Below are 11,972 nucleotides of genomic sequence, written 5' to 3' on the forward strand. Positions count from 1 at the left end.
CGCATATCAGGCATCAATATCTGCATTCAGTGCGTTTTCTTCAATAAAGATACGGCGTGGTTCAACATCATCACCCATCAGACAGGAGAACATGCGATCTGCTTCAATCGCATCATCAATGGTGACTTGAAGCATATTGCGGTTTTCAGGATCCATGGTGGTTTCCCAAAGTTGTTCCGCATTCATCTCGCCTAGACCTTTGTAGCGCTGAATCATCATGCCACGACGAGAGTCTTGCAAAATTTGTTGCCACACTTGATGGAAGTTTTCGACGAAAATTTTGCGCTCACCTTTTTCCAAGAATGCGCCTTTTTCCAATAAGTTAAACCAACTTTTTGAATTTTTTAGCAGGCGTGCATATTCGGTTGAGTGAAGTAGCGAACCATCGAGTAAATAATGATGTGGCAGATTGTGCACATACACCGTCACACGTGGATAATACGTCGCCTTCGTTTCGCCTTCGACCTGTACGTCAAACTGCTCCAGCTCAAACTCACTACGCAAACTTGGTTGTAGACGATTCATCACCGCAACCAATTGTTCACTCCATTGTTGCACATAGGCTTGATCAGTTTTTTGCTCAGTGTGAAACGCTTCAAGCTCAAGCAAAGCATCAAGCAGAGTCGCAGGGAAGCGCTGGGTCAAACGGCTAATCGACTTCTGTGACACTTGATAATCTTTGATGAGTTGCTCAAGTGCAGCACCACTGACCGCAGGTGCATCCGCATTGGTATGTAGTGCTAAATCATCAATCGCATTAGAAATCAAATAAGTTTCGAGTGCTTCATCATCTTTAATATATTGTTCTTGCTTGCCTTTTTTCAGCTTATATAGCGGTGGCTGAGCAATATAAATATAACCACGTTCGACCAATTCTGGCATTTGACGGAAGAAGAAGGTCAAAAGCAACGTGCGAATGTGCGAACCATCGACATCCGCATCGGTCATGATAATGATTTTGTGATAGCGCAATTTATCAGGATTATAGTCTTCACGACCAATTCCAGTACCGAGCGCAGTAATCAACGTACCGACTTCTTGGCTAGAAATCATCTTGTCAAAACGGGCACGTTCGACATTGAGAATCTTACCTTTCAGCGGCAAGATCGCTTGCATTTTACGGTTACGACCTTGTTTCGCAGAACCACCCGCCGAGTCACCCTCGACTAGATACAGCTCTGATAACGCTGGATCTTTCTCTTGGCAATCGGCTAATTTCCCTGGTAATCCTGCAATGTCTAAAGCACTCTTACGACGCGTCATTTCACGGGCTTTACGTGCAGCATCACGAGCACGTGCAGCATCAATGATTTTGCCTGCAATGGATTTTGCTGCTTGCGGATTTTCCAAAAGATACGCTGAAAATTCTTTATTCATTGCCTGTTCAACCGCAGGCTTAACTTCACTCGATACCAATTTTTCTTTGGTTTGTGAAGAGAATTTTGGATCAGGTACTTTCACCGAAATGATCGCTGTTAGACCTTCACGCGCATCATCACCCGTGACGGATACTTTTTCTTTCTTAAGGATATTTTCGCTTTCAAGGTATTGGTTTAAACCACGTGTCAACGCTGCACGGAAGCCTGCCAAATGCGTTCCGCCGTCTTTTTGCGGAATATTATTGGTAAAGCACAGTACATTTTCTTGATAAGATTCATTCCATTGCAAAGCAACTTCGACACCAATGCCGTTATCTGCATCCACTGTGAAATGGAAAATTTCATTGAGGTGCGTTTTGCCTTGATTGATGTATTTTACAAACTCAGACAAACCACCTTCAAAATCAAATACATGCTCTAAATCAACACGCTCATCACGGAGTACAATGCGTACACCTGCATTCAGGAATGACAGTTCACGTAGGCGACGTGCCAAAATATCGACATTAAAAATGGTTTGACTAAATGTTTCGCTACTTGGTAGGAAGCGCACGGTGGTGCCTGAATCAGTGGTTGTACCCGTTTCTTTCAATGGATATTGTGGATCGCCGTGACGATATTCTTGTTCAAAGACTTTGCCCTGACGCTTGATCTTTAAGAACAGTTGGCTAGAGAGGGCATTGACCACCGAAACACCAACACCGTGCAGACCACCCGATACTTTATAGCTATTGTCATCAAATTTACCGCCTGCGTGCAGGATGGTTAAAATCACTTCTGCGGCAGACACGCCTTCTTCAGGATGAATCTCTGTAGGAATACCACGACCATTATCCGATACGCTCACCGATTCATCATCATGAATGGTGACTTGAATCTCATCACAATGTCCTGCTAAGGCTTCATCAATGGCATTATCGACGACTTCAAACACCATATGATGCAGACCAGTGCCATCATCAGTATCACCGATATACATACCTGGACGTTTACGTACCGCATCGAGTCCACGCAGGACTTTAATACTTGAAGAATCATACGCCTTTTCAGCAACAGGTTCAGGTGCTTGATGTGCTTCTGTATTGCTGATTTGTTCGTTATTCACGTGTTCACTTTTATTTGCATCACTTTCTGCATTATTTTGCGCTGAACTCATGATTTCTCCCTGAATTTTTCATTGCCAAATGGTTTCGATCTATCAACATCGCATAAGATTGGTTTAGATTGAAACCGAACGCACTTGCCCAGATTCGACACAATACAATTGATACGGCAACTGGATGTCATCCATATAGTGTTGCACGGCTTGTTGATCTAAAGTGGTGAGGAAAACCTGACTACCTAATTGATGCAAACGGCGTATTAATCGTTGTTGTGCCTGCGTATCGAGCTCTGCGGTTAGATCATCCAATAATACCACAGTTTCCTTATTTGAGCGATTTAAAAGGGCAATTTGCGCCAGTTTCAGCGCCACGATCAGTAGCTTTTTTTGCCCACGTGACAACACTTCTTCGGCATCACCAATTGGCGTTTTAAAGCGTAAATCGGCACGATGCACGCCATAATTTGTAGTACGTCGATCAATGTCTTTTTGTAGACTTTGCGCTAGATGTTCAGATAATCCTAACTCAGTCGAAAACCCTGCCACATATTCCAACTCAATCTCTAAATGTGGCAAAAGATATTTGAGTTCTGCCTGCACATCCGCTTGCCATTGATCCACGATCAATTCACGTAATAAATGAATCTGCTCGCCAGAAGTCGCTAAGAGTTGATCCCATGTTTTGACTTGTTCACGGCTGACAGGGTAGCTTTTTAGTAGACTATTACGTTGTTTCAACGCTCTTGCATAGTTCTGCCATACCGCAAAAAAATCAGGTTCCACGTGAAACATAAGCCAATCCAACATTTGCCGACGAGGCTTTGCGCCATGATCGATAATGTCGGTACTTTGTGGCTCGATCACTTGTACAGGAAGTAATTTTGCCATTTGACCTTGCGTTGCCACACTATCGCCATTGACCCGCATGGTCTGTTCACCACTACTGAGCTTTTGCAAACCAATACGATATTCCTGCGACTGCGCATAGATCATGGTGTCGGCTTGATGATATTGAATATAATGCTTTGGAATATGGGTGCGAAAAGAACGCCCTGTGGCAAGCAAATGAATAGCTTCGAGAATTGAGGTTTTGCCTGAACCATTTTCGCCGTAGAAAATATTAAACGGCTGCAAGTCATGCATTGCAACCGTTTGAATATTTCGAAGTCGTTCGATACGCAGTTTTTGCAACAGCATTGTGTGCTTAGACTCGCATTGGCATCACGACATAAGTTTGCGCAGGCTGATTTGGATCTTGAATCAATACCGATTGATTGGATTCTGACATTTGCATTTGCACATCATCGCCATCCAACACATTCACCACATCAAGCAAATATTGCGCATTAAAAGACATTTCTAAAGTATCACCTTGATACTGCATAGCGAAGTCTTCAACCGCCTCATCCTGCTCGGGATTATTGGCTTTAAGCTGTAATACGTCAGCATTGAAAGTCAGGAACACACCACGCAATTTTTCATTACTTAAAATCGCCACACGTTGCAAGGTTTGTTTGAAGGCATCGTGCGCCAAAGTTGCAATTTTATCGCCACCTTTTGGAATCACACGACGATAATCAGGGAATTTTCCATCAATGAGTTTAGTCGTAAAACGTACTACGATTGCTGATTCATTGTCTTTGCTTGGCTGTTCAATGGTCACATTGAGTAATTCACGCCCAATCAAAATCGTTAAAGGTAAATCTTCCACCGTTAACAGACGCTGTAACTCACCGACTGCTTTACGAGGTACGATGGCTTGCTGTACTTCATTGGTATTCGCCTGCGCAGTCGCTTCAGACAAAGCCAAACGGTGACCATCAGTGGTGACCGCACGCAGATGGTTTTGCTCGATTTCTAACAACGTCCCCGTCAGATAAAAACGCACATCTTGCACCGCCATGGCAAACGATGTTTTTTCAAACAAATGCTTTAACGCCACTTGGGAAACCTGTACTTGCGTGCCTTGTGTTGCTTCATTGGTCAGCAATGGATAATCTTCCGCAGGCAAGGTTCCAAGGACAAAGCGACTTTGACCCGACACCAAAATACAGCGCTGATCATCGGTCACTTGCAAATCAAGTAACGCTGAATTCGGCAACGATTTACAAATATCCATTAGCTTGCGTGCAGGTACAGTGCTTTCACCCGCTTGCACACATGCGCCAGCTTCCAGCGCAGTACTTGCTACCAGCTCCACTTCAAGATCTGAACCTGTAATGGTTAATTGACTTTCACTGACTTGGATTTTGATATTTGACAGAATATTCATGGTATGGCGACGTTCGACAGCCCCCATCACATGGGTCAATACATTCAATAATGTTTCTTTCGCTATGTTTAATCGCAAAGTGGTCATGAGTCAAAATCCAAAATTTCAGCAAGGTGTAATCAATATCGAACGTTTAAAAGTGTTTGATGTGACTTGATAGAAATGAACGCCCAATCTAATCATATTCGGCGAAAATTAACAATTGAAAATTTATTGCATTTCCGCACAAGAAACACAATAAATCATTAAAAATCAAAAAATTAAATAACTAAATTAAAATTAAACAGCATCATCCATTAGCTTTGTAATAGTCGATGCAGATTTTTATAATCTTCATTAAAACCAACATCTTCATTGCGCAGGCTTTGTACTTTTTCACAGGCATGCATCACGGTACTGTGATCACGTCCGCCAAATGCCATGCCAATTTCAGGATAACTATCACCTGTCAGCTCACGTGCAAGTCCCATTGCCATCTGACGAGGGCGTGCGTAGATTCGAGTTCGTTTTGGTCCAGTCAATTCTTTAAGGGGAATGCGGAAATATTCGCAAACCACTTTTTGGATATTTTCTACGCTGATATTCCGTGCACGAATTGCAAGCACATCTTTGAGTGACTCACGCACCACATCCAGATCAATCGACGAACCACGAAAACGTGCCGTTGCAACAACTCGGTTTAATGCGCCTTCGAGTTCACGCACATTGGCAACCACTTGCTGTGCGATAAACAATGCACAATTTCGAGGCAAATCAATCTCATTACTTTCTGCTTTTTTCAGCAAAATTTCGGTGCGTGTTTCAATATCTGGCGGTTCTACACCAACCGATAAGCCCCATGAAAAGCGTGAAACCAGACGTGGATCAAGCTCAGTCAATTCTTTAGGATAACGATCCGAAGTTAGAATAATTTGCTTAGATTCATCAAGTAGCGCATTAAAGGTATAGAAGAATTCTTGTAGACTCTTCTCTTTACCAGCCAACAAATGAATATCATCGACTAATAATAAATCTAAAGAACGACAGTGTTTCTTAAATTCTTCCATTTTTTTGCGTTGTAAGGCACTGACAAAATCTTCAACAAAACTTTCTGCCGTCATGTACATCACTTTGGCATTGGGCTTTTGCTGGAGTAATGCATTGCCGACAGATTGCATTAAATGGGTTTTACCCAGTCCAGTCGGTCCATAGAGGAACAGCGGGTTGTGCTCCGCTGCGCCAAGTTGCGTCAGTACTTTTCGGCAAGTATCTGCTGCCATACGGTTTGAGCGCCCTTCAACAAACAGATTGAAGGTAAATAATGGATTGAGCTGACGCTTTTTACCTTGTTTAGTCGACACTTCATTCGAGGTCGCTTTAGGAATGACAGGCGGACTTTGTAATGCAGAAGTGGTGGTCGCAGGTGTTTCTTGCTTGGTTAAAATATCTTTACCTGGACTTGAGCCCACCAACACTTCAACTTGACGTACACGCCCTTCAGAAATTTGCTCCGCCATAATTGAAATCAACTCTTGATAGTCTTTTTCAATATGACTTTTCCAATACGGGCTCGGTACATACAGCTTTAAACAATCTGGATGTTCTTCTGCCTCAAGCGGTCTGATCCACATGGTAAAGTGGTTATCAGACACATGCTTTCTTAAGCGTTCTAAACATTCTGCCCAAAGCATCGATGTCTCCCGATCCATAATCAATTTAAATTTAAAAAAATGCTGTCGCCCGTTGAAGGGGTCGCCATTCTACCCAAGATCACCCACGCTGTCATAAGGCATCCTGCTCAAGTGTGCAATTTATCCACAACCACATCAAATTTAAATTTATAAATTCAAAAAATCACTGCTGTGGATAACTATTTTCCCAAAGTGTGGATAAAATAACACGAAAACTTATCCACAATTCATTATTTTTAAATAAACAAAGTTACCAACAATACAACCACATGAATTTTATAAAAATATACCCACTTTCCGCAGAAAAACACGATACTAATAACAATAAATTTAAATTTTAAATTTATAAATTTAAATTTAAGTCCCATTGAGTTGTGCACAAGATCAGTAGTTTAAATTTAAATTCAGTTTGCGCAATATGAATTCAAAAAAATCAGAATTGATAACGATAAGAACTTACACTTTCTCATCTTTTGTAGAAATTTTAGACTGATCCCCAATAAGAAAACTTTAAAAGTAACTTGACCAAAGCAAGTAATAAAGGAGTTGTAGTGAGAATTGGTAAGGAATAAGCACATTGAGTAAGATGAAATACAACAAGCATCATCAGTTTTGATAAACTTTGAATTCAAACTAAAGCAGAACACACATCACTATACTTTGTGAACTTTTGAATTTAAAACGCTAGCCGTATTCTTGTTTGGTTTTGAATTTAAAAAATTGTCCGTATTGAGCTTGCATGTAGCATGGGCTTTGTATTTATCAATAGAATGAATTTAAAAGCGCTTAATTTGAATTCATTTTGATTTGGTGATGCGATTTTTGAATTTAAAATTAAAAAATGATGGTTTTTGTGGAAAACTTGCGATAGTTCTTTATTTTTTGCATTGACAGTTGGCTGATAGATGCCTAAAATTGCGCACCTTAAATATAGTACATTGATTTGGAGTTTCAACATGAAACGTACATTCCAACCAAGTGAATTGAAACGTAAACGTGTTCACGGTTTCCGCGCTCGTATGGCTACTAAAGCTGGTCGTCAAGTGCTTGCTCGTCGTCGTGCAAAAGGTCGTCACAGCTTAACAGTATAATCTTGCATTATACTGTTTTCTGCTGATGAGGTTGTATGGCACTTTATACGTTTGGTGCAGATCAGCGATTACTTTGCGCCAAAGATTATGAAGGTGTATTTAATGCAACTTTGTTTAAGGTGCACCAACCGAGCTTTTTGATTCTCGCTACTGCAAAGTCTCGGGATGCTTCGGCACGTATCGGCTTAGTGGTTGCTAAAAAGAAAGTGCGCCGTGCACACGAACGTAATCGCGTCAAACGTATTAGCCGTGAAAGTTTTCGTTTACATCAACGAGATTTGGCTGGCTTAGATATTGTGGTCTTGCCCAAAGTCGGTATAGAACACATTTCTAATGCAGACTTGCATCAACAATTACAATTGGCGTGGCAAAAGTTATCGAAACAATTTGCTAAACATCGGCGCCAAAATTCTCCGCTTCCTGCTTCGACTCCATCTGTCTCGACTTCTTCTGTTTCGAATCAGTAGAGTATTAGCCAATGCAAAAGTTTCTTCATTGGTGTATTCGTTTTTATCAAATTGCGATTAGTCCTCTACTTGGACCACGTTGTCGTTATATTCCCACCTGTTCTCAATATGCGATTGAAGCGATTCAACTTCATGGTGCAACAAAAGGTGTGTATTATAGCGCCAGACGGTTGTGTCGATGTCATCCTTGGGGTGGTTCTGGCTATGATCCAGTGCCGAGAAAGCCTTTTCGATGTATTTCGTTGCACGTTTCGGATGCTCAAATTTCTTACGTTTATGTACCCTTGCGTAAACGTCAAAACAATTCAACTGCTTTTAATCAATTAGGGTAATCATTATGCAACAATGGGCTCGATTTGCGATTCTCGGTGCCATGTTTGTGACTGCTTATTTGCTGATTTTGGCTTGGCAAAAGGATTATGGCGCTCAGCCAGACGCTCCTCAGCAAGCTGCGGTCGCACCAGCTACAAATTCTGCCTCTGATATTCCAACGCAAAATACTGCGACGACGGATTCAGATATTCCACAAGCCAATAATGCAGCAGCAAATACACCAAGCGTATCAACTAGCAGTAATTCACAGCAATTGGTGTCTGTAAAAACAGATATGTACAATGTCTGGATTGATCCAAAAGGTGGTGATATTGTTCGTTTAGAATTGCTGTCACATGATCAAAGCAAAGACAGCGATCAGCCTTTTGTGATGTTGCACAATGAAAAAGGCACTTTTGTTGCAGAATCAGGTTTGATTGGCGCCAACGGTATCGACAGCAGTGGCAAACGCCCAAATTATGAAGTCGATAAAATGGCGTATACTTTGGCAGATGCCAAAGCAACCAGTACAGAAAATGGCGAAGCGCATAAAGTCCTTGAAGTGCCAATGGTCTATAAGACGGCTGATGGCGTAGAAATTTTCAAAATTTTCAAATTTACTTCGGGTAAATATCCGATCCAAGTCACGCATCGTATCGTTAACCGTAGCGCAAGCAACTGGCAAGGTCAGATGTTTGGTCAGCTCAAGCGTGACAGTGCACCTGATCCAGGCAAATCTGCACAAGGGATTTTCACTTTAGGCACGTATTTGGGTGGTGCTTGGGGTACGCCTGAAGAGCACTATAACAAGCTGAAATTTGCCAATTTCAATGAAGAAAAATTGAACCAACAAGCCAAAGCAGGTTGGGTGGCAGTGGTTCAGCATTATTTTGTCTCGGCTTGGGTGCCAGATCAAAGCTATACCGCACATTTAGAATCACGTAATAGCGGTGATTATCATATTATCGGCTTCCGTTCGCCATTGGTGAATGTGCCAGCGGGTAAACAATATGAAATCTCTGCAAGTCTGTATTCTGGTCCAAAAATTCAATCTGAACTGAAAGAATTGGCAACAGGACTCAATCAAACTGTAGATTATGGTTGGTTGTGGCCGATTGCAAAACTCTTGTTCTGGGGCTTGGATTTCTTCCATAAAATCGTCGGCAACTGGGGCTGGTCAATTGTTCTATTAACCTTGTTGGTGAAATTGATCTTGTGGCCGTTATCGGCAAAAAGCTATCGTTCTATGGCGAAAATGCGTGTCATCGCACCTGAAATGCAACGCATGAAAGAAGAGTTCGGCGAAGACCGTATGCGCTTCTCTCAAGAGATGATGGCACTGTACAAGCGTGAACAAGTCAATCCATTGTCAGGTTGTTTGCCATTATTACTGCAAATGCCGATTTTCCTTGCCTTGTACTGGGTATTAATGGAAAGTGTGGAACTGCGTCATGCACCGTGGATGTTGTGGATTCAAGATTTGTCAGCGATGGATCCGTGGTTTATTCTGCCGTTGATCATGGGTGCAACCATGTACTTCCAGCAGATGCTCAACCCACAACCCACTGATCCAATGCAAGCCAAAGTGTTCCGCTTGATGCCGATCATGTTCACCGTGTTCTTGTTGTTCTTCCCTGCGGGCTTGGTTCTGTACTGGATCGTCAACAACTTGATTACCATCGCACAGCAATGGTTTATCAACCGTAGTGCAGCCAAACAAGGTCTCAGCACTGCCAGCAAATAATCTCATCCTAGCGATCATTCGCACAGATGAGCAACCGCCTCAGATTTCGATTTGAGGCGGTTTTTCCATTCTAAGATATGCCATCGGCTCTAGCCTTTCCTGCCAATTCATGAAAAAATTCCTCAACTTCTTTTATCGTACATCAAGCGAATCTCATCATGAGTCAATACAACACGCCAATCCAAGCCACTCAACCCACGATTGCAGCCATTGCAACGCCGTCGGGACGAGGTGGTGTCGGCGTGATTCGCTTATCAGGCTCAAAATCTTTTCAAATCGCTGAAGCACTGACACAGAAAAAATTACCTGAATTACGCATGGCTGGATTTCGTCAGTTTTATGATGAATCAGGTGAAGTACTCGATGAAGGGTTGATTTTGCGCTTTGCCAATCCATCTTCATTCACAGGCGAAGATGTGGTCGAGATACAAGGGCATGGTGGCGTAGTCATTCTCAATACCTTGTTAGCCCGAGTTTTGGCGCTTGGTGCAACCGCTGCCAAAGCAGGTGAATTCTCCATGCGTGCTTTTGAAAATGGCAAAATGGATTTAGTCCAAGCCGAAGCCATTGCCGATTTGATTGATGCGACGTCACAGGCGGCGGCACGTTCTGCGGTGCGCTCGTTACAAGGTGCGTTCTCACTACGAGTCAATGAAGTCTTAGAAAAACTCATTCATCTGCGCTTACACGTTGAAGCAGCGATTGATTTTCCTGAAGAAGAAATTGATTTTCTCGCAGATGGCAAAATTTTGGCGTTGCTCGAAAATGTACAATCTTCGGTAAAACAAGTGCAACTGTCCGCCAAACAAGGGCAATTGCTCCGTGAAGGTTTGCAAGTGGTGATCGCAGGCAAACCCAATGCAGGAAAATCAAGCCTACTCAATGCTTTAGCAGGCAATGATCGTGCGATCGTCACCGATATTGCAGGGACGACACGTGATGTATTGCATGAAAAAGTTAGCTTAAATGGTTTACCGATCACCCTGACCGATACCGCAGGATTGCGTGATACAGGTGATGAGGTGGAGCAAGAGGGTATTCGCCGTGCTTATAAAGAGATTGCACAGGCGGATTTGCGTTTGTTTGTCTATGACATGAGTGCTGAGCAACAACCGATTGCATTAGCACAGCAATTCTTTGCGGAATATATGGATTCGAAGCATCTGATCCTGATCGCCAATAAAAGTGATCTCACTGATGCCACACCACAAGTGGACAGTTTGGATGGTTACAAACGGGTAATTTTGTCGGCGAAGCAACAGCTTGGTATTGATGGATTGATCGAGGTCATCACGCAATATGCAGGCTTCCAACCTGAGGAAGATAGCTTTATCGCTCGGACACGGCACTTAGATGCCATGCAACGTACACAATCCTATCTAGCAGAGGCTCGAGAACAGCTTGTAGAGTATCATGCGGGGGAATTGGTGGCTGAGTCACTACGACTCGCTCAAAATGCCTTAGGTGAGATTACAGGTGAATTTAGCGCTGATGATTTACTTGGGAAAATCTTTGGATCGTTTTGTATTGGGAAGTAATTCGCGGTTATTCTTTTACTTTATGTTGATCAGTAATTTTGCTTTTCCTATCTGCAAAAACTCAGACGTCCTTTGGATTATAGATGTTTAAATTAGAAGAACATATAGCAAAGTCTAATTCTAATAAAACATAACTATATGATTTTATTGATTTATTAAATTTAAGAAAGAACTGTATATTAATAAGCAAGTTTTTATGTCAATATTATGTTGTTGTTTTATATGGATTAAATTTGCATAAGCAAGAATTTTAAAAAATTAAGCAAGCATCGGGTTAGATACTTGGGTACTATTCCTCAATCAATTTTATTTTGATAAGCAAGAATTTTAAAAAATTAAATAATTTTTTTATTTATTGTATCTTATTGCTTTTTATGGAATTATTTATTCTAAGTAA

At 41.9% G+C, this 11,972-nt stretch carries 9 protein-coding genes; 5 read left to right on the forward strand and 4 right to left on the reverse strand.

The genetic code is table 11. The features are described 5' to 3' along the window. Positions 1–6: 6 nt before the first annotated feature. From gyrB to dnaA, 4 genes are all read right to left on the reverse strand, one after another. Positions 7–2,535, reverse strand: a complete 2,529-nt coding sequence (gene gyrB, locus BLQ60_RS11855; RefSeq protein WP_092620765.1) for a DNA topoisomerase (ATP-hydrolyzing) subunit B — start codon at positions 2,533–2,535, stop codon at positions 7–9. 63 nt (positions 2,536–2,598) lie between these two features. Then, a complete protein-coding gene (gene recF / locus BLQ60_RS11860; RefSeq protein WP_092620767.1) occupies positions 2,599–3,678 on the reverse strand; it encodes a DNA replication/repair protein RecF in 1,080 nt (359 codons plus the stop codon). A gap of 7 nt (positions 3,679–3,685) precedes the next feature. Next, positions 3,686–4,831, reverse strand: a complete 1,146-nt coding sequence (gene dnaN / locus BLQ60_RS11865) for a DNA polymerase III subunit beta (RefSeq protein ID WP_092620894.1) — start codon at positions 4,829–4,831, stop codon at positions 3,686–3,688. Positions 4,832–5,049: 218 nt separating this feature from the next. Beyond that, on the reverse strand, positions 5,050–6,423 hold the full coding sequence (dnaA, locus tag BLQ60_RS11870) for a chromosomal replication initiator protein DnaA (protein WP_092620769.1): 1,374 nt from the start codon (positions 6,421–6,423) through the stop codon (positions 5,050–5,052). A 956-nt stretch (positions 6,424–7,379) separates the two neighbouring features. Between dnaA and rpmH the strand changes: the two genes are divergently transcribed. The 5 genes from rpmH (at position 7,380) to mnmE (ending at position 11,575) form a co-directional block, all read left to right on the forward strand. Next, entirely contained in the window at positions 7,380–7,514 is a 135-nt protein-coding gene (gene rpmH / locus BLQ60_RS11880; RefSeq protein WP_000831329.1) for a 50S ribosomal protein L34, read from the forward strand. A 35-nt stretch (positions 7,515–7,549) separates the two neighbouring features. Continuing rightward, complete coding sequence (gene rnpA / locus BLQ60_RS11885; RefSeq protein WP_092620773.1) at positions 7,550–7,981, forward strand: ribonuclease P protein component; 432 nt, start codon at positions 7,550–7,552, stop codon at positions 7,979–7,981. 11 nt (positions 7,982–7,992) lie between these two features. Next, entirely contained in the window at positions 7,993–8,313 is a 321-nt protein-coding gene (gene yidD / locus BLQ60_RS11890; RefSeq protein ID WP_092620775.1) for a membrane protein insertion efficiency factor YidD, read from the forward strand. A gap of 5 nt (positions 8,314–8,318) precedes the next feature. After that, entirely contained in the window at positions 8,319–10,037 is a 1,719-nt protein-coding gene (gene yidC / locus BLQ60_RS11895; protein WP_092620777.1) for a membrane protein insertase YidC, read from the forward strand. Between the two features lie 158 nt (positions 10,038–10,195). Beyond that, positions 10,196–11,575: a tRNA uridine-5-carboxymethylaminomethyl(34) synthesis GTPase MnmE gene (mnmE, locus tag BLQ60_RS11900; RefSeq protein ID WP_092620779.1), complete on the forward strand. Its 1,380-nt coding sequence runs from the start codon at positions 10,196–10,198 to the stop codon at positions 11,573–11,575. Positions 11,576–11,972 lie beyond the last annotated feature (397 nt).

The organism is Acinetobacter marinus (genome assembly GCF_900096915.1).
Lineage (GTDB): Bacteria > Pseudomonadota > Gammaproteobacteria > Pseudomonadales > Moraxellaceae > Acinetobacter > Acinetobacter marinus.

Coding starts and splice junctions, on each gene's coding strand:
- gyrB (WP_092620765.1), bottom strand. CDS start 2,535: ATGAGTTCAGCGCAAAATAATGCAGAAAGTGATGCAAATAAAAGTGAA.
- recF (WP_092620767.1), bottom strand. CDS start 3,678: ATGCTGTTGCAAAAACTGCGTATCGAACGACTTCGAAATATTCAAACG.
- dnaA (WP_092620769.1), bottom strand. CDS start 6,423: ATGCTTTGGGCAGAATGTTTAGAACGCTTAAGAAAGCATGTGTCTGAT.
- rpmH (WP_000831329.1), top strand. CDS start 7,380: ATGAAACGTACATTCCAACCAAGTGAATTGAAACGTAAACGTGTTCAC.
- rnpA (WP_092620773.1), top strand. CDS start 7,550: ATGGCACTTTATACGTTTGGTGCAGATCAGCGATTACTTTGCGCCAAA.
- yidD (WP_092620775.1), top strand. CDS start 7,993: ATGCAAAAGTTTCTTCATTGGTGTATTCGTTTTTATCAAATTGCGATT.
- yidC (WP_092620777.1), top strand. CDS start 8,319: ATGCAACAATGGGCTCGATTTGCGATTCTCGGTGCCATGTTTGTGACT.
- mnmE (WP_092620779.1), top strand. CDS start 10,196: ATGAGTCAATACAACACGCCAATCCAAGCCACTCAACCCACGATTGCA.